The organism is Ralstonia sp. ASV6 (assembly GCF_016429285.1).
Classification (GTDB): Bacteria; Pseudomonadota; Gammaproteobacteria; order Burkholderiales; family Burkholderiaceae; genus Ralstonia; species Ralstonia flaminis.
Genome location: NZ_JAELUI010000064.1, coordinates 1 through 23,972 on the forward strand (window position 1 = coordinate 1; position 23,972 = coordinate 23,972).

At 63.0% G+C, this 23,972-nt stretch carries 24 protein-coding genes; 11 read left to right on the plus strand and 13 right to left on the minus strand.

Translation table 11 applies throughout. The features are described 5' to 3' along the window. The first annotated feature begins 73 nt into the window (after positions 1–73). Positions 74–751 (plus strand): orotate phosphoribosyltransferase, encoded by a 678-nt coding sequence (pyrE, locus tag JHD73_RS14325; protein WP_199030944.1) that lies wholly within the window; start codon positions 74–76, stop codon positions 749–751. A gap of 81 nt (positions 752–832) precedes the next feature. On the opposite strand, the gene JHD73_RS14330 is transcribed toward pyrE, so the two are convergent. The 4 genes from JHD73_RS14330 to JHD73_RS14345 form a co-directional block, all read right to left on the minus strand. Next, positions 833–1,660 carry a polyphosphate kinase 2 family protein gene (locus JHD73_RS14330; protein ID WP_199030945.1) on the minus strand — a complete coding sequence of 276 codons (828 nt, stop codon included), beginning with the start codon at positions 1,658–1,660 and terminating at the stop codon, positions 833–835. 61 nt (positions 1,661–1,721) lie between these two features. After that, entirely contained in the window at positions 1,722–2,600 is an 879-nt protein-coding gene (gene dapF / locus JHD73_RS14335; protein WP_199030946.1) for a diaminopimelate epimerase, read from the minus strand. Between the two features lie 88 nt (positions 2,601–2,688). Next, positions 2,689–3,582 (minus strand): lipid A biosynthesis lauroyl acyltransferase, encoded by an 894-nt coding sequence (locus JHD73_RS14340; RefSeq protein WP_199030947.1) that lies wholly within the window; start codon positions 3,580–3,582, stop codon positions 2,689–2,691. A gap of 17 nt (positions 3,583–3,599) precedes the next feature. After that, complete coding sequence (locus JHD73_RS14345) at positions 3,600–4,448, minus strand: lysophospholipid acyltransferase family protein (protein ID WP_199030948.1); 849 nt, start codon at positions 4,446–4,448, stop codon at positions 3,600–3,602. A 252-nt stretch (positions 4,449–4,700) separates the two neighbouring features. Between JHD73_RS14345 and metK the strand changes: the two genes are divergently transcribed. The 4 genes from metK (at position 4,701) to JHD73_RS14365 (ending at position 9,509) form a co-directional block, all read left to right on the plus strand. Next, complete coding sequence (gene metK, locus JHD73_RS14350) at positions 4,701–5,891, plus strand: methionine adenosyltransferase (RefSeq protein WP_199030949.1); 1,191 nt, start codon at positions 4,701–4,703, stop codon at positions 5,889–5,891. Between the two features lie 135 nt (positions 5,892–6,026). Beyond that, a complete protein-coding gene (locus JHD73_RS14355; RefSeq protein WP_199030950.1) occupies positions 6,027–7,253 on the plus strand; it encodes a DUF2252 domain-containing protein in 1,227 nt (408 codons plus the stop codon). 111 nt (positions 7,254–7,364) lie between these two features. Further along, the gene (locus tag JHD73_RS14360) at positions 7,365–8,213 is read left to right on the plus strand and encodes a GyrI-like domain-containing protein (RefSeq protein WP_199030966.1); all 849 of its coding nucleotides are present in this window, start codon (positions 7,365–7,367) and stop codon (positions 8,211–8,213) included. A gap of 117 nt (positions 8,214–8,330) precedes the next feature. Then, complete coding sequence (locus tag JHD73_RS14365) at positions 8,331–9,509, plus strand: HPP family protein (RefSeq protein WP_199030951.1); 1,179 nt, start codon at positions 8,331–8,333, stop codon at positions 9,507–9,509. A gap of 22 nt (positions 9,510–9,531) precedes the next feature. Here JHD73_RS14365 and JHD73_RS14370 read toward each other — a convergent pair whose 3' ends face one another. Then, the gene (locus tag JHD73_RS14370; RefSeq protein ID WP_199030952.1) at positions 9,532–10,146 is read right to left on the minus strand and encodes a glutathione S-transferase; all 615 of its coding nucleotides are present in this window, start codon (positions 10,144–10,146) and stop codon (positions 9,532–9,534) included. Between the two features lie 147 nt (positions 10,147–10,293). On the opposite strand from JHD73_RS14370, the gene JHD73_RS14375 reads away from it, so the two are divergent. The 3 genes from JHD73_RS14375 to JHD73_RS14385 all read left to right on the plus strand — a co-directional run bounded on the left by JHD73_RS14375 (position 10,294) and on the right by JHD73_RS14385 (position 12,336). Next, complete coding sequence (locus tag JHD73_RS14375) at positions 10,294–10,764, plus strand: Lrp/AsnC family transcriptional regulator (protein WP_199030953.1); 471 nt, start codon at positions 10,294–10,296, stop codon at positions 10,762–10,764. A gap of 69 nt (positions 10,765–10,833) precedes the next feature. Further along, complete coding sequence (locus tag JHD73_RS14380) at positions 10,834–11,733, plus strand: RNA polymerase sigma-70 factor (protein ID WP_233176978.1); 900 nt, start codon at positions 10,834–10,836, stop codon at positions 11,731–11,733. Positions 11,734–11,865: 132 nt separating this feature from the next. Continuing rightward, positions 11,866–12,336, plus strand: coding sequence for a carboxymuconolactone decarboxylase family protein (locus tag JHD73_RS14385; RefSeq protein WP_199030954.1), 471 nt, complete (start codon positions 11,866–11,868; stop codon positions 12,334–12,336). A gap of 51 nt (positions 12,337–12,387) precedes the next feature. On the opposite strand, the gene JHD73_RS14390 is transcribed toward JHD73_RS14385, so the two are convergent. Further along, entirely contained in the window at positions 12,388–12,903 is a 516-nt protein-coding gene (locus JHD73_RS14390; protein ID WP_199030968.1) for a GNAT family N-acetyltransferase, read from the minus strand. Between the two features lie 194 nt (positions 12,904–13,097). Here JHD73_RS14390 and JHD73_RS14395 point away from each other — a divergent pair, with 194 nt between their 5' ends. After that, the gene (locus JHD73_RS14395; protein WP_199030955.1) at positions 13,098–14,675 is read left to right on the plus strand and encodes a beta-propeller fold lactonase family protein; all 1,578 of its coding nucleotides are present in this window, start codon (positions 13,098–13,100) and stop codon (positions 14,673–14,675) included. Positions 14,676–14,766: 91 nt separating this feature from the next. Here JHD73_RS14395 and JHD73_RS14400 read toward each other — a convergent pair whose 3' ends face one another. From JHD73_RS14400 to JHD73_RS14410, 4 genes are all read right to left on the minus strand, one after another. Next, entirely contained in the window at positions 14,767–15,318 is a 552-nt protein-coding gene (locus tag JHD73_RS14400) for a contractile injection system tape measure protein (RefSeq protein ID WP_199030956.1), read from the minus strand. Between the two features lie 12 nt (positions 15,319–15,330). Beyond that, positions 15,331–15,453, minus strand: coding sequence for a hypothetical protein (locus tag JHD73_RS29525; protein WP_269848280.1), 123 nt, complete (start codon positions 15,451–15,453; stop codon positions 15,331–15,333). A 146-nt stretch (positions 15,454–15,599) separates the two neighbouring features. Further along, positions 15,600–16,547, minus strand: a complete 948-nt coding sequence (locus JHD73_RS14405) for a bestrophin family protein (RefSeq protein ID WP_199030957.1) — start codon at positions 16,545–16,547, stop codon at positions 15,600–15,602. A gap of 421 nt (positions 16,548–16,968) precedes the next feature. Beyond that, complete coding sequence (locus tag JHD73_RS14410) at positions 16,969–17,241, minus strand: fucose-binding lectin protein (RefSeq protein ID WP_199030958.1); 273 nt, start codon at positions 17,239–17,241, stop codon at positions 16,969–16,971. A 501-nt stretch (positions 17,242–17,742) separates the two neighbouring features. Here JHD73_RS14410 and JHD73_RS14415 point away from each other — a divergent pair. Beyond that, positions 17,743–19,560 (plus strand): hypothetical protein, encoded by a 1,818-nt coding sequence (locus JHD73_RS14415; protein ID WP_199030959.1) that lies wholly within the window; start codon positions 17,743–17,745, stop codon positions 19,558–19,560. 159 nt (positions 19,561–19,719) lie between these two features. On the opposite strand, the gene JHD73_RS14420 is transcribed toward JHD73_RS14415, so the two are convergent. After that, positions 19,720–21,267, minus strand: coding sequence for a diguanylate cyclase (locus JHD73_RS14420; protein ID WP_199030960.1), 1,548 nt, complete (start codon positions 21,265–21,267; stop codon positions 19,720–19,722). A gap of 334 nt (positions 21,268–21,601) precedes the next feature. Next, on the minus strand, positions 21,602–21,877 hold the full coding sequence (locus JHD73_RS14425; protein ID WP_199030961.1) for a hypothetical protein: 276 nt from the start codon (positions 21,875–21,877) through the stop codon (positions 21,602–21,604). Positions 21,878–22,308: 431 nt separating this feature from the next. Between JHD73_RS14425 and JHD73_RS14430 the strand changes: the two genes are divergently transcribed. Next, the gene (locus JHD73_RS14430) at positions 22,309–23,412 is read left to right on the plus strand and encodes a hypothetical protein (protein WP_199030962.1); all 1,104 of its coding nucleotides are present in this window, start codon (positions 22,309–22,311) and stop codon (positions 23,410–23,412) included. A gap of 7 nt (positions 23,413–23,419) precedes the next feature. On the opposite strand, the gene JHD73_RS14435 is transcribed toward JHD73_RS14430, so the two are convergent. Further along, on the minus strand, positions 23,420–23,899 hold the full coding sequence (locus tag JHD73_RS14435) for a hypothetical protein (protein ID WP_199030963.1): 480 nt from the start codon (positions 23,897–23,899) through the stop codon (positions 23,420–23,422). Positions 23,900–23,972 lie beyond the last annotated feature (73 nt).

Below are 23,972 nucleotides of genomic sequence, written 5' to 3' on the forward strand. Positions count from 1 at the left end.
GAGCGAACGCCGTTGAGGTTGGCGGAAATGATGCGTAACATGGCGGGACTTTTTTGCAGACCAGAGAAAAAAGATGAGCCAAAACAGCGAGTTGCGCCAATCCTTCATCCGCTTTGCGGTGGAAGCCGGCGTGCTGTCGTTCGGGGAATTCGTGACCAAGGCGGGGCGGACATCGCCCTATTTCTTCAACGCCGGCAAGTTCGCAGACGGCGCGTTGCTGGGCCAAGTCGCGCAATTCTATGCGAAAACCCTGCTGGACTCGGGCGTGGAGTTCGACATGCTGTTCGGGCCGGCCTACAAGGGCATCACGCTGGCATCGGCCACGGCTGTAGCACTGGCCGGCATGGGCCGCAACGTGGGCTTTGCGTACAACCGCAAGGAAGCCAAGGACCACGGTGAGGGCGGCAGCCTAGTCGGTGCCAAGCTGGGCGGGCGTGTGATCATCGTTGATGACGTGATTTCTGCGGGCACGTCGGTGCGCGAATCAGTGGAGCTGATTCGCGCGGCAGGTGCCACGCCGGCTGCAGTGCTGATCCTGATGGATCGGATGGAGCGCAGCGGTAACGCTGTGGATATCGGCGAGCGCTCTGCGGTGCAGGATGTGCAGGCGCAATACGGCATGCCAGTGGTTTCGATTGCCAATCTGGATGACCTGCTGGGCTATCTGGATAACGCTGGCGATCCTGCGCTGGCTGGCTATCGGGCCAAGGCTGCAGCCTACCGCGACAAGTACGGCGTCAGCGCGATCTGATTTGCTGTTTGAGGCTTGTAAGACCCCGGTGGATGCTATTCGCCGGGGTTTTGTTCGTTTTGGCCTATCCCCAAAAAAAGATCACTCGATCTTCAACCCTTCCAGCGCCGGATTCGCCTCCGGATAGGCGGGCTTCATCCCCTCCAGTACCTGCAGCAGAATCTCCGCCACCATCAAATTCCGATGCGTCTTGGAATCTGCCGGCACCGCATACCAAGGCGCATCTCGTGTTGCCGTGGCATTGATGGCGGTCTCATAGGCTTGCATGTAGTCATCCCAGAGCTTGCGCTCCGTAATGTCAGACGGGTCGAACTTCCAGTGTTTTTGCGGAATATCGATGCGCTCCTGCAACCGCTTGCGCTGTTCGTCCTTGGAGATGTGCAGAAAGCATTTGACGATGGTCGTGCCCGTCTCAGCCAGCATCTGCTCGAACGCGTTGATCTGCGCGTAGCGGCGCTTGCACTCATCGGTGTCGATGTCGCCATGCACACGCGTGATGAGCACGTCTTCGTAGTGGCTACGGTTGAAGATGACGATCTCGCCGCGCGCAGGCGCCTGAGCATGCACGCGCCAGAGGTAGTCGTGTGCCAGCTCCAGCGGCGTCGGCGCCTTGAAACCGACCACGCGCAAGCCCAGCGGATCCATCGCACGAAACACGCTGCGCACGGTGCCATCCTTGCCGGAGGTGTCCATACCCTGCAGGATCACCAGCACCTTGCGGCGGTGCTCGGCATAGAGGACGTCCTGCAGCGTATCGAGCCGCGCACCGATCTCGGCCAGGCGCTCCTGGTCACTGGCCTTGTTGCCGGTTGAAAACGGCTTGGCGCCCGCATCCACCTTGGCGATCTTGAATTTGTTGCTGCCGTCGTAACGCCACTCGTCGATCAGGGTCTTGCCGTTCGATGCCATGGAATCTCCTTGTTGTTATGACGGCTGCAGTCGTGCGCCCGCAGTCGGCCGTTCGGGCTTGTCAGTGTGCTGCAGTCAGCTTCAGGGCATCCAAATCCAGCGTGCCTTCGAAGACGGTCGTGGCAGGGCCGGTCATCATCACCGGTTCGCCCTCGCCCGCCCAGGCGATGGTCAGGTCACCACCATGCGTGGCCACCTTGACGGGCGAATCAATCAGGCCACGGCGGATGCCAGCCACCACGGCTGCGCAGGCACCTGTACCGCAGGCGAGCGTCTCGCCCGCACCGCGCTCATACACGCGCAGGCGCACAGAGTGGCGATCGACGATCTGCATGAAGCCCGCATTCACGCGGCGCGGAAACACGGCATGCGATTCGATCAGCGGGCCGTCTTCCAGCACCGGGAAAGCCTCGGTATCGTCCACCACCTGCACCGCGTGCGGGTTGCCCATCGATACGGTAGACAGCCACTCAGTGCGGCCGTTGATCTGCAGTGCGTGCAGCGTGTCGCGGCCTTCAACGCGCGTGGGCAAACCCTCGGGCAGGAACGGCAGGCGTGCAGCCTCGAACACGGGCGCGCCCATGTCGACCGTGACCTGGCCGTCGTCCTGCATCGTCAGCGTGGCAACGCCGTTCATGACTTCCACGCGCACAGTGCGCTTATCGGTCAAACCACGGTCGGTGACGAACTTCACAAAGCAGCGCGCGCCGTTGCCGCAGTGCTCCACCTCGCCGCCGTCGTGGTTGAAGATGCGATAGCGGAAATCGACATCCGGGCGCGTCGAGCGCTCGACCAGCAGGAGCTGGTCTGCCCCCACGCCAAAGTGACGGTCGGCAATGGCAGCCCATTGCTCGGGCGTGAAGTCGATCGGGGTCTGGATGCCGTCGAGCACGACAAAGTCGTTGCCCGCACCGTGCATCTTGGTGAAGTGCAGTTTCACAATGGTAGGCCGCCCAAGGTGGCATGGACGGCAATGAGCGTTCAGAAAACGCCCATTCTAAAGCGAGTTGCCGAAGGCAGCGGCCCGCTCAATAGATGCCGGGCATGCCCTCGGGGCGATGCTTGAAGCGCTTGTGCACCCAGTAGTACTCGGTGATGCGCGGGCGGATGGCGTCTTCAAAGAAGGCGTTCATGCGACGCGTGTCGGCAGTCAGGTCGCCGGTCGGGTAGTTTTCCCACGCGGGCAGGATGCGCAGCGCATAGCCCGCGTAGTTCGGCAGGATCTCGGTATACATCGGGATGACCTTGGCCCCGGTCATCGACGCCATGCGCGGGATGGCATTGAGCGTGAGCGCCGGCACACCAAAGAATGGCACGAACTCCGAGTCGCGCTCGCCGAAATCCATGTCGGAGATGAGCTGCAGCGCCTCACCGCGCTTGATGGTGCGCATGATCTGGCGAATGTTCTCGTTGCGCGACACCATGGTCGCGCCAAAGCGGCTGCGCAGCGCCTTTACGGCGTCATCCAGCGCGGGGTTGGCCATCCGCGTGTAGAGCGAGCAGCCGGCATTGCCGGTGTTCGTACGCAGATACTCCGTCAGCGCCAGCGCGCCGATCTCCACACCCGACAGGTGCAGCGTGACGAGAATATGCGGCTGACCATGCAGCGCCGGCAGGTTGGCCTGATCGTCGATCTTCACCACGCGCATCAGGCGCTTCTCTGATGCGAACCACGCGAACGAACGCTCCGCAAAGCTGCGGAAGACTTTGCGGAAGACCTCGTGCGCCATCGCCTCGCGCTCGGCGTCGGACTTCTCTGGAAAGCACGCCTTCAGGTTGGCCAACACCACACGGCGGCGGCCATTGGGGATGCGATACAGCAGCCCGCCCAACCCCTCACCAAAGCGGGCGACGAAGCTGTAAGGCAGGAAGGACAGCAGCCACAAAAAGCCGAGTCCGAGATTGGCAGTGAAACGTTCCATAAAGTGCGGCAGTCTCGTCAGGCAGTGGGCGGAGCGTCCGCGCCCTGCGGATGCTTGTAGCGGTTATAGCCCCAGAGATATTGCGTCGGTGCCAGGGCAATCAACTGTTCGATTTCGGCATTGATGCGCGTGCAGGCTTCCGTTGCACCGTCAGGCAACGCGCCAATCACTCGCATATGTGCACGATAGCCCGCCCCGCGGGGCAGGCGCTCACTTGCCAAAATCACCACGGGAGCGCCCGTCAGCCGGTGCAGGCGATGCACCAGCGTCATCGTATAGGCCGGCTTGCCGAAGAACGGTGCCCAGACGCCCTCACCCGCAGTGGGTGTCTGGTCGGGCAGGATGCCGACGGCCTCGCCGCGCTTGAGTGCACGCACCACCATGCGCACGCCGCGCGGGTCAGCCGGCGCCATGTGCATGTTTGGCCGCGTGCGCATGGCCTCGATCCAGGTGCGCAGGCTTTCCTTGTGCGGCGGCTTGAACATCGCCGTGATCGGGTGACGGCGTGCAAAGGCCTGCGGCAGAATCTCGAAGCAGCCCAGATGCGGGGTCAAGAAAATGACGCCGGTGCCGTTTTCAAGCAGGCTGTCGACGGTCGGCCAACAATCATCGAGTAATCCCGGCGAGATGTCCGTCCCGTTCTTGCGCATCCAGAAGTACGGCATTTCGAACACCATGCGGCCAGCGGATCGGCCAGCCTCTTTGAGCATGGCGGGCGTGGCGTCAGGGTAGGCGTGGCGGAAGTTGGCGATGAGCCGGTCGTGATAACGGCCGGGCACCTTCGCTGCCAACGCCCCCAACCAGCCGCCCAGCGCCTGCAGCCATGAAAGAGGCCAGCGTGAAAACAGCCAGAAAACAAAGGTCATGCGTGCGTACGCGGCAGTGCGTGTTGGTCGCTGTCGACAAGGGAGCAGGGTCTTGATGTGCCTTGTATTTGCGGTACTGCAGACCCGAAAAGTGCCGCGTATAATAACGCGATTCGCCGAGTTAACTGACAACTTGCGGGGCGAATCCTTGTCCGGCCACAAACCTGGGCAACGTTGCTAAATACCGCTAAAGCGTCGCCGGCCGTGGCTCAACGGATTGGCAACGTGATAGCCAATCTGGAGCTAACAGCCGTGTCAAACGACTTCCTCTTCACCTCGGAGTCGGTCTCCGAGGGCCATCCCGACAAGGTCGCCGACCAGATTTCCGACGCCATCCTGGATGCCATCCTGGCCCAGGACAAATATGCGCGCGTCGCTGCAGAAACGCTGTGCAACACGGGTCTCGTGGTGCTGGCAGGTGAAATCACCACGTCGGCCAATGTGGATTACATCCACGTTGCGCGCGAAACCATCAAGCGCATCGGCTACGACAACACCGACTACGGCATCGACTACAAGGGATGTGCCGTGCTCGTCGCGTACGACAAGCAATCGCCCGACATCGCCCAGGGCGTCGACCGCGCATCGGACGACTACCTCAACCAAGGCGCCGGCGACCAGGGCCTGATGTTCGGCTACGCGTGCGATGAAACGCCCGAGCTGATGCCCTTCCCGATCTACTACGCCCACCGTCTGGTGGAGCGCCAGTCGCAACTGCGCCGCGATGGCCGTCTGCCCTGGCTGCGCCCGGACGCCAAGTCGCAGGTGACGGTGCGTTATGTGGACGGCAAGCCGCACAGCGTGGACACCGTGGTGCTGTCTACGCAGCACGCGCCGGAAATGTCGCAAGAGGCCATCCGCGAGGCCGTGATCGAAGAGATCATCAAGCCGGTGCTGCCCTCGCACATGCTGGCTGACACCAAGTACCTGGTGAACCCGACCGGCCGCTTCGTCATCGGCGGCCCGCAAGGGGACTGCGGCCTGACCGGCCGCAAGATCATCGTCGATACGTACGGCGGCGCAGCCCCGCACGGCGGCGGCGCATTCTCGGGCAAGGACCCATCGAAGGTCGACCGCTCGGCTGCGTACGCCGCACGCTACGTGGCCAAGAACGTGGTGGCCGCCGGTCTGGCGCGCCAGTGCCAGGTGCAGGTGAGCTATGCGATTGGCGTGGCGCGCCCGATCAACATCACGGTGTACACGGAAGGCACGGGCGTCATCCCCGACGAGCAGATCGCCAAGCTCGTGCACGAGCACTTCGACCTGCGCCCGAAGGGCATCGTGCAGATGCTCGACCTGCTGCGCCCGGTCTACGAAAAGACCGCCGCCTACGGCCACTTTGGCCGCGAAGAGCCGGAGTTCAGCTGGGAAGCCACCGACAAGGCCCTGCTGCTGCGCGAAGCGGCAGGCCTGGCGGGTGAGCCGGCCAAGGCGTTTGCCTGAGCCTGCGCATCGGCGCAACGAGAACCGCCCTTCGGGGCGGTTTTTTTATGGCCATCCGTTTCCTAGGATGGACAACGATGCACATCAGGCACGTGGCGTGCTCCACCATGCACACCGCTTACAACCCGCCTCCCCATGCCGATCTCCACGCTCCCCCGTGGCGCCGTCCGCCCACGCGACCGACAAGATGTTCTGCGCGACACCCGCAACCGCAAGATGGCGCGCTCCGCCCATGCCTATGTGCGCGGCAACACCGTGCGCTTCTATGAATGGCTCGACTCGCTGGCGGTGCACACCCTGCCCGAAGGGCCCGCGATCTGGATTTGCGGCGACTGCCATGTCGGAAACCTCGGCCCTATCGGCAATGCGGAGGGCGACATCGAAGTGCAGATCCGCGACATGGATCAGACCGTCATTGGCAACCCGGCACACGACTTGATCCGGCTGGGGCTCTCACTGGCTACAGCGGCGCGTGGCTCAGACCTTCCTGGCGTCACCACGGCACGCATGATCCAGGCGCTCATGGAGGGCTACATCCATGCCCTCGGCGCCAGCACTGCCAGCCGGCGCAAACGCCTCGACAAACCCGACACGGTGCACGTGGTGATGCGCCAAGCCGTCAAACGCTCGTGGAAGCACTTGGCGCGCGAGCGCATCGAAAACACCCGCCCAACCATCCCCCTGGGCAAGCGCTTCTGGCCACTGCGCGCCGATGAGCGTCGAGCGCTGGCCCGCCTGTTTGAAGACGAGGCGATGCGGCATCTGGTCACGCACCTGCGTTCGCGCGATGACGATGCACAGGTGGAGTTGCTCGACTGCGCCTATTGGGTCAAGGGCTGCAGCTCGCTCGGCCGCCTGCGCTATGCAGCACTGCTGGGCCTGCATGGTGGCAATGGCGACGGCGATCTCTACTGCATGATCGACGTGAAGGAAGCCGTGCAAGCGGCCGCACCGCGCTACCCGCGCGTGCGCATGCCACGCGACAACGGCCAGCGCGTGGTGGAAGGCGCACGGCACCTGGCCCCATTCCTGGGCGAACGCATGGTGGCAACGCGCTTTCTCGACCACGGCGTGTTCGTGCGTGAACTGCTGCCACAAGACCTCAAGCTGGAGATCGACACGCTAAAGCAGAGCGAAGCCATGCGGGTGGCGTACTTCCTGGCGGAAACCGTGGGCAAGGCCCACGCCCGGCAGATGGACACAGACACGGCGCGCGCCTGGCAACAGGAACTCAAGCGCCAGCGCTCCAAGACACTGGCCGCACCGTTCTGGCTGTGGACGAGCATCGTCGAGCTGATGAGCAGCCACGAGCGCGGGTATCTGGAGCACTGTCGGCAATACGCCCTTGGCGCACTGGAATAGCAATCCTGATCAGGCACACGTGCGCGCGCCCCGCTATCGTATTGCCGCCCAGGAGCCACGCCATTGCCATTGACCGCCACCGCCACCACCACCGACCGCTACCTCGCCCGCATGCGCACCGTGCTCGCACACATCGACGCGCATCTGGAGAACGCGCTGGACGTGGACGGACTGGCCCAAGTGGCGGCGTTCTCGAAATACCACTTTCACCGCCAGTTCACGTTGCTGTTCGGCATGAACGTCGGGCGCTACGTGCAGTTGCTGCGCCTCAAACGTGCCGCGCACCAGCTCGCCTATCGCGATGCGGCACGCATCACAGACATCGCGCTGGCGTGCGGATACGAGGCGCCGGAGGCTTTTGCGCGCGCGTTCCGCAAGCAGGCGGGGCAATCGCCGTCGGATTTTCGGGCGGCGCCGCAATGGGGCACCTGGGCCACCGATCTACAGGCGCTGCGCGCCCTCAGGAGCGAACACATGCCCGCACAACCACAAACCCACACCGTCGAGATCGTTGAACGCGAAGACGTGCCTGTCGCCGCCATCGAGCACCACGGCAACCCGGCGCGCCTGGGCGAGACCATCCGCACGTTTATCGCCTGGCGCCGCGAACACCGGCTGCACCCTTCCGTCTCGGCCACCTACAACATCGTCTACAACAGCCCCGACGATGTGGCACCCGACGACTTCCGCATGGACATCTGCGCCGCCACGCTGGCACCGATCGCACCCAACGCCGCCGGCGTCATCGCCAAAACGCTGGCCGGTGGCCGCTACGCCGTACTGCGCCACACGGGCTCGGACGACACGCTTGGCCAGAGCGTCGCCACCCTCTATGCCGAATGGCTGCCCGCCAGCGGGGAAGAACCGCGTGATGCGCCGCTGCTGTTCCAGCGCGTGCGCTTCTACCCCGACGTGCCCGAGCACGAGGTCATCACCGACATCCTGTTGCCACTGAAGTGACACCGCGTGCACCCGCACGTTATGTCACAGCGTGATAGAATTTGCGACTGCACTCTTCCCGCATGTCTGTCTTGGTGAGGCCTGGTCCGGGCAATCGCCGTTTGACCACGCTCGACCATGTCTGCCCCGCCCGCTTCCCGCGCACCTTCAAGCGCCACATTCGCCCGCTGGCTCCACAGCTTCGTCCCTGCCCCCGTCACCGTGCGTTGGCGCGAGCGTGTGCGCTCGGCCGTTGGGGCACTGATCGGCATTTTCTTTACCGGCACGATGATGAAGCTCGTGCCCGGTGCCGCCACGCTGATCCCCTTGCTGGTGGCGCCCATGGGCGCCTCTGCCGTGCTGCTGTTTGCGGTGCCGGCCAGCCCACTGGCGCAGCCGTGGTCGATCATCGGCGGCAACCTGGTGGCAGCCACGGTGGGTGTCACATGTGCGCTGCTGGTGAAAGACCCGGTGGTGGCCTCTGCGCTGGCGGTGTCGATTGCCATTGCTGGCATGTTTGCGCTGCGCTGCGTGCACCCGCCCTCGGGCGCGGTGGCGTTGACCGCCGTGATTGGCGGGCCGGCCGTGCACGCGCTCGGCTATACGTTCGTGCTGGAACCCATCCTGATCCAATCGGCGCTGCTGCTGGTGGGTGCGCTGGTGTACCACGCCGCCACGGGCCACCGGTATCCGCACGCGCAGCGCCTGCCCGCCGCTGAGCGCACACCCACCGCCGGCGGCTTCACCCGTGCCGACATCGTCGCCGCGCTGCGCCGCCAGAGCGAGTTGCTCGACATCGACCCCGAAGACATCGAAGCCGTGCTGCGCGAGATGCAGTTGCAGGCCCAGGAAGAGAAACTGCGTCGCACCTTCCAGGCGCTCACCTGTGCCGACATCATGTCGCAGCCGGTGATTGCCGCCACGCCCAGCACGTCGATCCCGCGTGCGCTGCAGCTGCTGCGCCAGCACAGCGTCAAGGCCCTGCCGGTGGTGGATGCGGGCCAGCGCGTGATCGGCATCGTCACCCGCGCCGACTTGCTGGGCCTCACGCCGCGCGACCTGCGCCAAACGCTGCGCCACTGGTTCAGCATCGCCGCCGCCCTGACGCCGCCGCGCGTGGCTGACCACATGAAGACGCACGTGCAGACCATCCCCGCCACCGCGCTCATGTCAGAACTGGTGCCGCTGTTTGCCGGCGCCGGGCACCACCACATTCCTGTGGTGGATGCCGAGGGCCGGCTGGCGGGCATCATCACCGAGTCAGACCTGGTGGGCGGGCTGTACCGTCAGGCAGCCATCCAGCCAACGGCGGCCTGAGCACGCGCAGCCAGGCCTTGCATCACTCCGCGTCGATCGGCCACGCGCGAAACACCTCGAGCTGCTCTGCCGCAGCCGAAAACGCCGCCACGCGCGGGTAGCTTGCCGCAGGCACGCGGTCCGGCACCATCAACTGGATAAAGCCCCAGGCCACGGCCGTCGTCACCCCGGCTTGCGTGAGTGCGCTTGCATTGGCGGGCAGCGACGCATCCTTCCACTCCGCTTCCAGCGCATCGAGCGCGGCATGCAGCTGACCGTGCACGCGGTCTACCCACGGCGCATGTACCTTCTCAGCCGGGCGCAGGTTGTGTTCATAGACGATCTGCACCGCCTTCTCGCATGCAGCCAGCGCCAGCCCAACCACGCGCAGCGCCTGCCCGCGCGCTGGCACTGCGGCGGGCATCAGGCTGCGGCCCGCCAGGCTTTCCGCATAGTCGATGATGAGCGTGGAATCCATCAGCACGGTGCCGTCATCGCACACCAGCGTGGGCGCCTTCACCACCGGGTTGATCTCGTGAAAGCGATCGAAATGCCGAAACACCGACACTGACGCATGCTCGAATGGCAAGCCGAGCAACTTGAGCGAAATGGCGGTACGGCGCACGTAGGGGGAATCAAGCATGCCGATCAGCTTCATGGGGTCTCCTGGGTTAGCGTAAATAGCGCGGGTGGCTGGACGCCCATGATAAGCAGCGGCGCTGGCGCGTCTAAGCGGTTTCCATCCAAAATCAGGGTTCCTTGCCGATGATTCATCGGTCACATCCTCCCGCTACCCAGACCCGCCATGCCCCTGGACAAGAAAGACTGGCTGATCCTCGAAGCCCTGCAGACCGACGCCCGCCAGAGCCTGGCCGCACTGGGCAAGCGCATCGGCCTGTCGCAGCCGGCCATGAGTGAGCGCGTGCGCAAGCTGGAAGACGCCGGCGTGATCGAAGGCTACGGCGCACGCGTCAACCTGCGCAGCATCGGCATCGGGCTGCAGGCTTACATCCACATCGAGACCACCCACGCGCACATCCGCAAGTACCTCAAGCTGTTTGAAGAGATGCCGGAGGTGCTGGAAGCCAGCCGCGTAACCGGGCAGCACTGCTTTATCGTGCGCTGCGCGATTGCTGAGCCGGGGGACCTGGAACGCGTGGTCGACAGCCTGGCCGTGCATGGTTCGGTGACGACCTCGCTGGTGCTGTCCAACCCGGTGGACAAGGCGGTGACGATTCGCGCAGCCAGAAGACCGGGCAACACCAACGCGGTATGACGATCGCCTGTCACAAACGCCGCCCCCATCCGTCTAGGGAATAGATCCCTAGACGACTCCGCCCAGACCATGACCACCACCAAGCGCACCCAGATCGGCACGGACAGCGAAGACACCGCGTTCACCACGGCCCGCCCCCGCCTGTTTGCCATTGCCTACCGCATGCTTGGCACGCGTGCCGATACGGAAGACGTGCTGCAGGATGCGTGGATGCGCTGGCACCAGGCGGATCAATCTGCCCTGCAATCGGCCGAGGCCTGGCTCGTCACGGTTGTCACCCGGCTGTCGATCGACCGCCTGCGCGCGGCCAAGGTGGAGCGCGAAGCCTACGTGGGCTGGTGGCTGCCAGAGCCGCTGGTGGAGGCGGAATCCAACGCCCCCACGCCTGAAACCGCCGTGGAGCTGGCGGGCGACCTGTCGGTGGCGTTGCTGTGGGTGCTGGAGCGCCTGTCGCCCGAAGAGCGCGCGGCCTTCCTGATGCGCCAGGTGTTCGACCAGGACTATGCGGAGATTGCCGCCCTGCTGGGCAAGAGCGAGGCCGCCTGCCGGCAGATGGTGCATCGCGCGTCTGACCGCGTGCAGCAGGATCGCCCGCGCTTTGATGTGTCCGACGACGCGCACCGCGACTTGCTGGAACGCTTTGCCGAGGCATCGCGCACCGGGCAGCGCGACGCCATTCGCGCACTGCTGGCAGATGACGCCCACCTGGTGGGCGACGGCGGCGGCAAGGTGCCCTCGTTCGCGCGCATCATCCAAAACGCCGAGCAGATCACCAAGATCTACTGCGAGCTCGTGCGCGCGATGGGCAACGTCCGCTACCAGCACGCCCGCGTCAACGGCGAGCCGGGCCTGCTGCGCTATGTGGACGAGAAGCTGGAATCAGCGCAGTCGTTCGTCATCGAGAACGGCCGCATCGTCGCCATCTACGTGGTGCGCAACCCCGACAAGCTGGCGCACATCACCGCCTGACCCAAAACGCTTGAGCAATGTGGGCCGAGCCTGTCACAACCCAGCCAGGCGAGGCGTCTTAAGGGTATGGAGCGACGCAAAACAGCAGCGTGCGAACGCTCCAGGTATCCAACCCAGCCCCAGGAGCCGCTTATGTCGCAAGCACCCCGCATTGCCTACTACCAACTCGCACCGAAGTCCTTCAACGCGCTGCTGAGCCTGTCCAACGGCCTACGCCGCGACTTGCTGGGCGCCAAGCTGGTTGACCTTGTGCTGCTGCGCGTGTCGCAGATCAACGGGTGCGCGTTCTGCATCGACATGCACTGGAGCGACCTCATCAAGATGGGCGAAGACGCGCGCCACCTGAACGCCGTGGCCGGCTGGCGCGAAGCCCCGTTCTTTACCGAGCGCGAGCGTGCCGCGCTGCGCTGGGCCGAGCTGGTGTCGCAGATTCCGGCCACCGACCCGAGCGATGAAGCATTCGCCAAGCTGCGCGAGCACTTCAGCGATGAAGAGATCGCCGCGCTGAGCTTTGTGATCGTCACCATCACCAGCTGGAACTTGTTGAACGTAAGCCTGCGCAACCCGGTGCCCGCCAAACCCTATGCAGCGGAAGCCGCGTAAATTGGCGAACGAATGTCAGGCCGTGCCGACGTGTTCACGTAGGCACGGCGCTTACACCCGCAGGAAGCGCACCATCAGTATTTCATCCGCGTAACCACCGGCCGACTTGAGCGCGCGTGGCTCGATGCCATAGGTTTCAAAACCGCAACGCTCATACAACGCCAGCGCTGCTGCATTGCCGTGCACTACCGACAGCGTGAGCTGCTCGACCACGCCCGTGGCTGCGGCCACGATGCCATCCACCAGCGCCGTGCCCACCCCGCGCCCACGCACCTCGGGCGACACGTAGAAGCCCCACACAAACCCCTTGTGCGCCAGCTTGGCCGTCGTCTGCTGCTTGAAGCCGACCATGCCCACGATGCGCCCGCCGTCATAGGCCCCCAGCACCGTTGTCGTGGCGAGCCGCTCTGCAAAAGCCGCCTGCGAGAACCCCGCCTCCGCCTCGTACGTTGAACCGAAGGCCTCGGGCGAATCCTTGAGCGCGGCCAGGCGAATGGCGCGGTAGTCGGCTACGTCGGCAGCATCAGCCGGCAAAAGTTGGCGAAGGGTGATGGCGTTGGTGGGCATGGTGATGACTGACAGGGCAACGAAAGAACGGCCCCCAGTATCAGGCCAAACATCGGCACGCGGCGTGTACCGCATGTCTGCCTCCATGCGGCCGAGGGCTTTGTCGATCAATTGGCCTATGTCGGCATGTGGCCTCAGGTTTCTATCCTTCCGGAAAACGCGGGTCCACATACGCATCGAGAACGGGGGGAGTCATGGCCGAGCTATCGAACGCCAACGCCGAATGGGCCAGCAACGTACCAACGCAGCCGATGCCAGCACCGGTTCCTCCAGCACTGCGCCGACACCCGCATGGCGCCGCCCTGGTGATGGCCGCCGCGCTGTCGCTCGGGCTTACCGCTTGCGGCGGAGGCGATGACAGCGGCTCCGGCACCACCACTCCGCCGACGAACAACGTCACGCCCGCACCCACGCCGGCGCCAACACCTGCACCTACACCGGCGCCAACGCCGAGCCCCACGCCAGCACCATCACCCGCACCCGCACCCGCGCCTGCTCCGGCACCGGCACCTGCACCGACGTACTCGGTGGGCGGCACGGTCAGCGGCCTGAGCACCGGCAAATCCGTCACGCTGCTGGACAACGGCGGCGATGCGGTGACCGTCAACGCAGACGGCAGCTTCCAGTTCCCGACTGCACTGGCACAGGGCGCGCCCTATGCCGCCACGGTAGGCACGCGGCCGTCGGGTGAGAACTGCTCCGTCACCAACGGCAGCGGCAACGTGGGCACCGCCAACGTCACCAACATCACGGTGACCTGCTCCGTGCGGCCGCTGTTCGGCTATGCGGTCAACTCGAACGACGGCACCGTCTCTGCCTTCACGCTGGATGCCACCACCGGCATGCCCACGGCGATTGGTTCATCCGTACCGGTGGGTTCCGGGCCGCTGTCGCTCACCATCGACCCGGCGGGCAAGTTCGTCTACGTGGCCAACGCCAACGACAACACCATCACCACACTCTCCATCGATCCGGACACCGGGCTGCTGACCGTGGTGGGCTCACCCACGGCCACCGGCATACAGCCGTACAGCATTGCGCGCACGCCCAACGGCAGCTTTGCGTACACGGCCAACTATGGGGACAACACGCTCAGCGCGTTCTCGGTCAACACCGGCACCGGCGCGCTCACCGCGCTGTCGGCCATCACGGCCGGCGCCAACCCGTACACCGTTACCATCAACAGCGCTGGCACATACGCGTATGTGGTGAACGCCAACAGCGGTGGCACGACCGGGACGGCCATGGCGTTTGCCATCAACAGCAGCACAGGCGCCTTCACACTGGCGGGTACCGCAGTCAACACCGGCAACACGCCCGAGTTCATTGCCGTGAACCCCGCTGGCACGTATGCCTACGTGTCCAACGCGGCAGACAACACCATCGGCGTGTACAGCATCAACGCAGGCACAGGCGCGCTGGCGGCGTCAGGCAGCCCGGTGGCATCGGGTGTCAACCCGTTCTACATCTCGATCGCGCCGTCGGGCGGCTTCCTGTACGTGACCAACCTGCTGGACAACACGGTGGGCGTGTACGCCATCAACAGCAGCAACGGCGCCATCACGCTGGTGCAGACCGTTGCCACCGGCAACGTACCGGTCACGGTGCTGCTCAACCCGGCGGGCACCTTCGCCTACGTCGTCAACGGGGTGGACAACACCATCTCGGCCTACAGCGTGGACGGCACCACAGGCATGCTGACGGCAATCACCGGCGGCTCGGCTGCCACCGGCAACATCCCGCGCGGGATGGCGATTGTGGCGGTGCCTTGAGCGTGATCCAGTGGTTCAGGGAGTGAAGGCAACTGCCCGGAGCCCCTTGCGTTTGCAAGGGGCTTCGTTTTTGGAGCGCACTAGCGCGGGCTCACCATGGCCACTGCACACGCAGCGGCTCCGGCATCCACGCAAACTTGATGACAGCGAAAGACAGTGGAAACGTTCCAAGCAGCACGTCGTACGGGCGCTTTTCCACATCCAGCTGCCAGCTCCCACTCTGGTGCGTCAGGCGCCCGTCGCGCATGAGGAAGTTGCCGCGCAGGCCATCGATGGAGCTGCCGCGCTGTGAGTCCCAATGCTGCATGACAGCCGCCAGCAGCGAGTCACACAGATCGCGTTCGCCTTCGGTTGGCGCATCGTCCATCGTCATGAGCGGCGTGAACACCGAGATACCGCACATGATCTTGGCCAGCGGCAGCGTGACTTCGTCCTGCGCCCACTGCCGGCTTGCCAGCAGATGCACCAGGCGCACCGCACGATGATTGGCTGCCGCATCGGCAAACTGCCCATCTCGCGTCAAGCCACACCTTTCAAAATAGAGTGGCAGATACGCCTGGAGCAACACCAAGCCAGCGTTGGAGACCTTGATGGGCGCAGCGCCGGCGTTGTGGGTGGCGCCGGCAAGATTGGCTGTTGTCATGCGTGGCCTGTGTCAGGTGGTGGTCATCTGCTGCTGGAACGTCATCACGATGAACTCGGCCGACATGGTGGTGCGCAGGCCGACGTCCATCGAGTACGCATCGGAGGCGGCAGCGCCCTGGAGCGCACCCTCCATCCATTGCTGGTTGAGGAGCGTGCTGATGGCCGAATGGACCGCTACCGCTAGCCGCCAATCAAGACCATGGACGCGCCTTGGATGATGCTGTCCGCCATTGCTTCCATTGCTGCCATCGCGGCGCCTGCGCAAGCGTCAAACCCGCATCAATCGAGAATGAAATCCCGCTCCGCGTTGCTGCCGGCCAGGCTGGGCTCGCCCGCCATGTCGCGCACGGCGTCTTCAATCATGGCGGACAGGGCGTTGAGCGCAAGGTCGTTGTCTTCGGTGCCGAAGGGCTCTTCGATTTGCGAGGCGATGGCCTCGTGCGCCATGAAGGTGTACGCCACAAACACCGCAAACACCGGCGTGAAATTGCCGATGCTCTCCACCAGCCCGAACGGCAGCGCCGCGCAGAAGAAGTACACCGTGCGGTGGATCATGACCGAGTACGCAAACGGCAGCGGTGTGCTGACAATGCGCTCGCACCCGCCGATGATGCTGGACAGCTCGTTCAGGTTGCGGTCCATCGCCAGCGCGGCATAGGCATCAAACGCGCCGGCCTGGCCGTTGCGCTGCATCCTGCGCTGCACCCATTCCCCCAGCCAGAGCGTGAGGGTGGCGGGCCGATACCGCGCGGCCATCACGCGATCAAACAGCGGCGCGGGCAAGCGGGCGGCCAGGTCTTCACGCGGATCCGTGCGGCGTAACTGGTGGCGCAGCGCATGCGGCAGCGCGCCCAGCACCTGCATGAACTCGCGCACGTCAGCATCAGCCACACCGCCGTTCGGGCCATCGCCACGCGGCAGCGTGAGCGCCTGGCGCATGAGCGAGCGCGCATCATTGAGCAACTGACCCCAGAGCTTGCGCGCCTCCCAATAGCGGTCGTAACTGGCGTTGTTGCGAAAGCCCAGGAACACCGCCAGCGCAATGCCGACGAGCGAGAACGGCGTGGTGCTGAGGTTGACGGAGATGGGCAGCCAATGCGCATGCACCGCCATGGCCACCAGCGAGATACAGAAGATCAGGAACAGCCGCGGCAGCAGCTGCGGCAGAACGGAACCGCGCCACGCGAGCAGCATGCGGAACCAGTGCAAGTGTGGGCGGACGACCATGGAATGCGCGCAAGGGAAGCAGGAGTGCGGCGATTATGGCAGACCGCCCCCACTGCCCGGCACCCCCGCGTAGCGGCATCCGCGCCGAAATACCCAGCCTGAAAATTCACAATTTGAGGCCGGAGATATGCAGTACCGCGATGGTGACGTTAATCATGAATTCAGGCAAAACCCGGCAGAAAAAATATTCCGCCACCCTGTTAATACAGGATCAATCAACCCCACCCAAACAGCAATACAACGTGATTCATTCAATCATAGCAAGTCGAACAACAAACGCACGACAGGCCCTCGCCAATGCAGCGCGAAGGCCATTTTCAATACAACAGCAATCAACACAGAATCAGCATCAAGCCAAACGAACCTGTCTTATGCCGATACGTGCGCGGACCCCGACGGACCCCGCATTGCCGGGTACCGATCAGAGCGTGGTGTAGGCGCCCTTGGTCCAGCTGCTGCCGTCCCAGCACCATTCCGTGGTATTGCTGCCGGTGCTGGCATACACGCGGATGTGCACGTTGCTGCCGACCAGCCAGGCCGTGGCAGACACGTTGTCGCCGGGCTCATTGAAGGCGCCCGTGTACCAGTTCTTCCCATCCCAGCAACGCTCGGTGATCTTGCCTCCATTGGCCGTGTAAACACGGATCGACGGCGTAGTCCCCCACGAAACGGCAGCAGTCTGAACGTTCGACATGTTTTATCTCCAGATTTAAGTGAACGCGTTGGATCACTTCGGGTGATTTCAGTATCAATCAAGAAAATGCAGCGCGATTTGCTGCCGCATTTACCACGGCCCGGGTTCAGGGCTCCGGTAGCATAAGCAAAGAAAATTCCAACTGCTGCTGAGAGATACGCATGGCAGATGGAGAGGGAATTTACTGAACACATTACCGACAGAAATTGCCACGTCGATTATGTGGAACACGCAGAAGAAAATACCGACCGCAACCACCTGGAAGGGTTATTAGAAAATGTCTAACCCGAAATGGCTGCAAGAGATGGCATAGCAGCGCCCATGCGGCATGGCGGCATGCGCGAACAGCAGAACGTAGCAGGCACCCGATGGTGGCATCCCTGCCCACCTCGGAGGCGCGTCTTGCTGCGCCTGCCGGGCTTTCTCCTCCCGCGACAGGGCATGGACACACTGTGGGTGCGCTGTTAGTGTCTACGCCGACATCACTTGCTCGGATGCGCCATGCGTGAATCCCTAAAGAAGCAGGATTTCTCTCGTACGCCAACGGACGAACGCAGCACCGGTAGGCGCATCGCGCCGGCGGTGCCCGGTGGTTTGCAGGCAACGGTCGACAGCTCGCCGCGGATGGTGGCGCAGCGGGACAGATTGCAGTCACTGAGCAGTGGTGTGCACCCGCCCGTGGTGCAGGGGCAGTTCATCTACGACGATGACCCGATCGACAACGAGAAGTCTGCGCAAAAACTGGGACGTCAGCTTTTCGGCAAGGCGCCAAAGGCCAAAAGCAAGATCGCGGCGCTCGTCGCGCTTGCCACGGATGGCGAGGATCACGGCACGCTGAGTGAACACGCGCTGCGGACCATGATCGAGGGCGAGCAGTTTACGCTCGAGCAAAAGGGACGGCGGTTGCATACGCGCCGAAATACCGAGGCCTCGTATCCTGAGGAGCGCTCGCTCACGTATCAGCATCTGGAGCAGGGCAAGGTCAACCACAAGAAGCGCAAGAGTAGCAATGACGGGAGCGACGCCGATGCCGAGGAGGAGGCCAAACCGGTCGGAGATTTCTCGTATGTGGACCTCAACACGATCCTGACGCAGGCCACGGCGGGCATGGAGCCGGCGCAGGTCACGCAGGCCGCTGAAACGGCCGTGAAGAAATTCAAAGTCAGGGAACTCAGCGTGGACGCGGATATGAATCCCGACGTTCAGTTGATGGTGCAGCACGCATTGCAGTATCAGGCGTTCAATCATCCGCAGCTCAAGGGCCGGGGCAAGAAGGGACCCACTGCGCGGGACCGGAAGCAGAACGCGTTCCGCTCGTTCGAGCTGGAGAAATCGAAGGCGCTTCTCGTGCAGGATGCGGAAGACAACTTCATGCATACGCTGCCACCGCGGCCGGTGGAGGGCTCTTCGTCCGAGCACGCGTTCTCGGCGCTGCTCGACGTCAATCGCCCGCTGCCCAAGAGCCCGCTGGACGGGGCCACGTACAAGGCCGTCTACCTCAGCACGCGCGACATTCTGCACAAGGCCTACGAGGCGGCGGATGCGCCGTCGCCCAATGCGGAAAATTTCTTCGGGCAACGACTGCATTTCAACCATGCGTTTGCCCAGCAGCTGACCGAGATGGACGGCTCGCACCTTGAGACAACGGACGACGCTACGGAGTACATGCAAACCGCGCTCGGCTTCCCAAAGTTCAAGACCGATGCCGTGGAGTCCGACGACGACATGTCCGACGACGAGTCATTCAAGCCGCAGTCTGAAAAGATGATCGTGGACGAGGACGAGAGCATCTTCGATAACAAGCCGAAGATGGATCTGTTCAGGGTCGCGCTCGGCACGTATTCAAAAATGTCGTCGCAGAAAGCACTGGTCGATCGGCTCGATACGGCGCAACAGCCATTGGACGAGGAGCGCACGAGCACGGCAGAGAAGCGGGACCGCCGGCATACCAAGCGGCGCAAGCTGATCGACGCCCGAGTCAAGTGGGGCCGCGACAAGCACCAGGCTGACTTCAGCGTCACCCGTTCGGAGCACGACTACTACAAGAAGAAGATCGCCCTGATGGAAGACGTGGAAGATGGGCTTTGGAAGGAATACTTCGCGGCGGCGGACGAGGAGGAGCAAAAGGCGCTGGAGGACCAGATCAACAAATTGTCCGACGTCCGCGAGACTTTCAAGGCGTTCTATCAGGAGACTCCGATCAAGTCACTGAAGCAACGCCGGCTGACAAGTACCAAGTGGAAAGTCCGCAAGGCGAACAAGCCAGTCTTCGGCCCCGTGGGCAGCGAGGATTCGCTCAAGAAACACTTGTCTGAATAACACGACTCTCCGGCATCCTCATCGGACAATGCCCCATTCAATACCGGCGCCCCGCCCGTCTCAGGAAACCGTCTTGCTGTGGGGATTGGCTTCTCGCCAGCCCGCTCGATGGCGGTGTCCGTTCGCCTTGCTTGAAACGGATTCCGCATCGCCACCGAGCTAACCCACGTGGGCGGGCGGCTCCGGGTGATCGGTCTGGGCACGTGGTTCAACACCGGCGCAGGTCACGCAATTTCTACCGCTGCGCTTTGCCTCGTACAGGGCAACGTCTGCGGCCCGCGTCAATGCATCCAGTGACGCGAAGCTCGATTGCCGCGCCGTGGCGCAACCCACACTGACGGTGAACGGCGCCAAGCCCGGGCTTATCTGCGTGGCGGAAGACCCCTCAACTTCAGCACGTATGGCTTCAGCAATCTGCATCGCCCCGGCTTCGTCCGTATCCGGCAACACCACCACAAACTCTTCTCCACCATAGCGCGCCGCGAGGTCGCTGCGCCGTCGTGCATGCTTGGCAATGCAGTTGGCGAGATGCTGGAGTGCGATGTCTCCCTGGGCGTGCCCGTGCGCATCGTTATATCGCTTGAAGTTGTCTGCATCGACAAAGAGGATGGACAGGCAACTGTCACGGCGTTGCAGGCGGTCCCACTCGTTCTCTAGCGTGACATCGAGTGCGCGACGGTTCTTCAGGCCAGTGAGCGGATCGGTTTGCGTGAGTTCTCTGAGGTGGTGTTCGGCCTGCACGCGCCCGCGCAGCGCAAAGGCAAGCAGCCAGACGCCGCCACAGAACGCGAGACTGACGGACAGTGACGACAGCCCCACCACCCACGACAGCCGCCGCCAGGCAGCCAGTGCATCTGTCATTGCGGGGGCCACCACGGCAATGAAGGGCGTGCCCGGCACGCGTTGAAAGGTGTACAGGCGCAGCACCCCGTCGCTGGCCGAGGGCGCCACATAAAAACCCGACTCCTGATTGACCATGCGCGGGAACACCAGCGACTTGCTGACGGTGAACGCGCGTGTTGCGCTGGGGGGCGGGTTTCTCGCGACCAACGTGCCATCAATGCGGACAATGGCCGTGATGCCGTGCGGCCCCACATCCAGCTTATCCAGCAGTTGTTTGAAGTATTCAAGATCGATCGCGACCAGGGCCGTGCCCCCGAACGTGCCGTCCGGCCGGTTGATCCGCCGACTGAGCGCAATCGCCTCCACGCCCGCCCGCGACCGTGCGCGATAGACGGCCGACACATACAGGCCAACGTTTGCGGAATCACGATGGACCTTGAAGTAGTCGCGGTCACTGAAATCCCACCGGTGCGTGGCGGAGCAACAACCGTCGGCAAGCTGGCCTTTGTCATCGGTCACGCCCATGCCTGTCACATAGCGGGCGGAAGCCGTCTGGCCGAACAGCAGGTCGTGCCGCACCTCCGTATCCAGGGCGCGCATGCCGGGCTTATCCAGTGTGGCAATCAGCATGCGTAGCGACTGGTCAGCCGATTCCACCGTCCGCGAGATATGGCTTGCCAGCACAGCCGCCACGTTCTTCGACATGTCGTGCGCATGCTCGATTGCCGTTTCCCGGTCTGCCCAAAGCGTCAGAACACTGATGGACAGGACGACCAAGGTCAGCAGCGTCCCCAGTGCACCGACGACGAATGGATGGTGGCCCGCCAATGTGGCCAGCCTTTGGGCGGATGAACGAAGGGGCATGACGTGGTCTTGAGCCAGACGGAGGCCGCGTGTCTGCTTCTTTTTGGGGCAAATCATGGCGGATGTGGAGACGGCGCCCGATCCGGCAGGGCGAGCGACGCCCCCCGCAGCCGCGCGGGTGACAGCACGGTTATCGGCAGAGGGCCGAAAAACTCCAGTCCGGTGGCCATGGCCGCTGAGGCACCGTGGGCATGCGGCACCCCGCATCGCAGATGCTTGCCAAGGCAATGCTCGGGCAGGTGACGCGCGCAACGCGTTGCATGGCATTGCCGCTGTGTGCGCGTGAAATACGGATACCCCCGCCCGTCACATCGGGGATACGTCCATCTGGTTGTTACAGGCTTTCGCCTGCCCGCTCTACGGCGGTGAGCACTTCCCACGTTTCAGGGTTGATCTGACAGCCCTCCAACACCAGCGACACGAAAGCGCCGATGCCATCCAGAAACCCCGCCCGAAATTCCGGTGCGTGGATGCTGGTGTGCGCCAGTGCCAAGCGCAGGGTGTCGGGGCGGAGCTGGCGGTGAATGCGCAGGTCTGCCTGTGTGTGGCGCAGGTAGTCTCGCGCGGCCAGGGCGCCGGATAGGTAGGCGCGGCGTTGGGTGGGGGTCATTGGTCGCCCCTTGATCGGGTGGGACAGGGGCGATGCTTGGGTGGGGATGGATAGGACGCGGGGCGGTGCCCGCTGTGGCTTGCAGTCATGACAGCCTCTTGGAGTTGGTGAGAGGCCCATCATTCGTCGCCAGACGAGGTGGCGGGCCCGACGGCGAGGCTGGCGAACCGGCCTCCAAGAAAACCGGCAGACCCGAAGGTCTCCTCACCCGGCCCGCCATAGACAAACGCGCGAGCGAGTGCTCGAGGCTGACTGCATGAAGCATCAGCCCCTCTTGGAGAAAACCATGCGGATCGCCAGACCCGGCTGCCGTTGGTGCAGCAGCGGGTGAATTATAGCGATGAGGATTCGGAAGCGAGTCTGATTCTTGACCGCAGCGCCGGTCGCCTTTTCTTTCTGCTAGTGTTGGCTTCAACGAATGGGGAGACGATATGAGCAATGCGCTAATGATTGACAACTGGACTCTGCAGGATGTCGAGACACTGCTACAGGATGGGATCGACGCCAAGGAGGCTTCAGAAATATCAATCTCGGAAGACCGAAAGACGCATCGCTTTGATCCAGTTCCGTTGGGCACGATCCAGATAGACGCCCTCATCACTCTGCTCACAAATATCGTCTGCTTCGATCATTTGAAAGTCGACAGTGATTTCGTTGAAACGTGGCGACGTGACGGCGGTTTCCTGGCACCGCTGGAGAATCTGGGAGTCGTCTACCCCGACAACTACAAATCGCTTGGGCAAAGCCTCGACGATATTCGAGAGCAGATTCTCACTGAGCTTTGCGTGACTGAATCCCTGCACACCGATTTGCAGAAGATCAAGCTGGAGTGGGAGCTAACGCGCAAAACATCCCTGCCTCACCTGTCTGCTTTAGTTTGGGGCGGCGCTGGCATCCTGGCCAGAAGCAGTCTCACCTCGACGGCCTACTTCGGGCACCCAGCCCGACGACGGCTAATCGCTCAAACACGGATGTTTTACAACCAGGCAAACTCAGCTCAGCAGCTTGAAAAATTCATCGAGACAGAGCGGGCCAAGATGTTCCGCTACCGTAACGAGCGATTCGGTGGCACGACAGCGAGCGTCGTACTTCCTCCGATCCCAGTCCATATCATCGAAGAATCAAACTCTATTCACGACCTGATCCCCGTGGCTGTACAGATGCGGGACAAGTATGTTGGCTTGCGACAGTGGCTCGCGAACTATCAACGGGCGATCGAAGAAGAGGATGAAAGAAAGCAACTTCGCTTCGAGCAGACACTGACGGCCGTTGGCAAGTCCATTCAGGTCAAATACGGAGCAGAAAAGGCAGGCTCGCTCGGCATCTCGCTGAGTGCGGCATTTTTTAAGGCGGACGTATCGAGGAGGCTTCTCGATGGAACGCTCAATAGGTTTGGCGTCCGGTCCACCTTGGCAAAGCTGATCATGGCGCCGCGAGGTCATCAAGCGTTGATCAAGCTGATCGGGATGCTCGGAGAGTCCAAATCTAGCCTAGGACGTACCGTGCTGCTCAGTTGTCAGAAGCGATTCAGTTGAGCGTTACCTACTTCGAGAACAGTTGGTCGATAAGATCGCGAACGATTTCGAACGTCCTATAAACCGTCGGGTGCAGCATCTCGGAACCGTGGGCGTACATGTTCCGCACTTTGGGCAGATAGAGAATGAACGCCTCTATCCGGTCGTGTTGCAAATCCTCGGGGGATGCCTGCACGTGCGAGTCGTCCACCTCAATCGAACTCAATCCCAACCTCGTCATGCGCTCAATTTGCTCGAACTGAAAGCGATGGCGAGCTCTCTCAAGGGCCCAATCGGCTGCTCTCGGCAAGCGGGCGTTGTCCAGCAATCCTTGCTCGCGAGCCGCGCGCAATCTGTCACTCAAGCCTCTCAGTTTTTCTGAGCGCGGTGCCGGCGTGGCATATCTGCCCGACTCCATTCGCTCTTGTAGCGCAAACTCCAGCGAAGTTAGTGCCTGCTGTTCAGCAACCGCATGGAAGCGATATACAAACCATGCGTAGATCAACACGTTCCTCGCAGTGTCGAAGTGCACTCTGACTGCTCCGGGCACGTGATCGCCCAGGGAGATTTGCGCAACGTTC

Bases quoted from the DNA above. Each gene is read 5' to 3' on its own strand.
- pyrE (WP_199030944.1), top strand. From the start codon at position 74: ATGAGCCAAAACAGCGAGTTGCGCCAATCCTTCATCCGCTTTGCGGTG.
- JHD73_RS14330 (WP_199030945.1), bottom strand. From the start codon at position 1,660: ATGGCATCGAACGGCAAGACCCTGATCGACGAGTGGCGTTACGACGGC.
- JHD73_RS14340 (WP_199030947.1), bottom strand. From the start codon at position 3,582: ATGGAACGTTTCACTGCCAATCTCGGACTCGGCTTTTTGTGGCTGCTG.
- JHD73_RS14345 (WP_199030948.1), bottom strand. From the start codon at position 4,448: ATGACCTTTGTTTTCTGGCTGTTTTCACGCTGGCCTCTTTCATGGCTG.
- JHD73_RS14355 (WP_199030950.1), top strand. From the start codon at position 6,027: ATGCCGATCTCCACGCTCCCCCGTGGCGCCGTCCGCCCACGCGACCGA.
- JHD73_RS14360 (WP_199030966.1), top strand. From the start codon at position 7,365: ATGCGCACCGTGCTCGCACACATCGACGCGCATCTGGAGAACGCGCTG.
- JHD73_RS14365 (WP_199030951.1), top strand. From the start codon at position 8,331: ATGTCTGCCCCGCCCGCTTCCCGCGCACCTTCAAGCGCCACATTCGCC.
- JHD73_RS14370 (WP_199030952.1), bottom strand. From the start codon at position 10,146: ATGAAGCTGATCGGCATGCTTGATTCCCCCTACGTGCGCCGTACCGCC.
- JHD73_RS14375 (WP_199030953.1), top strand. From the start codon at position 10,294: ATGCCCCTGGACAAGAAAGACTGGCTGATCCTCGAAGCCCTGCAGACC.
- JHD73_RS14380 (WP_233176978.1), top strand. From the start codon at position 10,834: ATGACCACCACCAAGCGCACCCAGATCGGCACGGACAGCGAAGACACC.
- JHD73_RS14385 (WP_199030954.1), top strand. From the start codon at position 11,866: ATGTCGCAAGCACCCCGCATTGCCTACTACCAACTCGCACCGAAGTCC.
- JHD73_RS14390 (WP_199030968.1), bottom strand. From the start codon at position 12,903: ATGCCCACCAACGCCATCACCCTTCGCCAACTTTTGCCGGCTGATGCT.
- JHD73_RS14395 (WP_199030955.1), top strand. From the start codon at position 13,098: ATGGCCGAGCTATCGAACGCCAACGCCGAATGGGCCAGCAACGTACCA.
- JHD73_RS14400 (WP_199030956.1), bottom strand. From the start codon at position 15,318: ATGACAACAGCCAATCTTGCCGGCGCCACCCACAACGCCGGCGCTGCG.
- JHD73_RS29525 (WP_269848280.1), bottom strand. From the start codon at position 15,453: ATGGAGGGTGCGCTCCAGGGCGCTGCCGCCTCCGATGCGTACTCGATG.
- JHD73_RS14405 (WP_199030957.1), bottom strand. From the start codon at position 16,547: ATGGTCGTCCGCCCACACTTGCACTGGTTCCGCATGCTGCTCGCGTGG.
- JHD73_RS14410 (WP_199030958.1), bottom strand. From the start codon at position 17,241: ATGTCGAACGTTCAGACTGCTGCCGTTTCGTGGGGGACTACGCCGTCG.
- JHD73_RS14415 (WP_199030959.1), top strand. From the start codon at position 17,743: ATGCGTGAATCCCTAAAGAAGCAGGATTTCTCTCGTACGCCAACGGAC.
- JHD73_RS14420 (WP_199030960.1), bottom strand. From the start codon at position 21,267: ATGCCCCTTCGTTCATCCGCCCAAAGGCTGGCCACATTGGCGGGCCAC.
- JHD73_RS14425 (WP_199030961.1), bottom strand. From the start codon at position 21,877: ATGACCCCCACCCAACGCCGCGCCTACCTATCCGGCGCCCTGGCCGCG.
- JHD73_RS14430 (WP_199030962.1), top strand. From the start codon at position 22,309: ATGAGCAATGCGCTAATGATTGACAACTGGACTCTGCAGGATGTCGAG.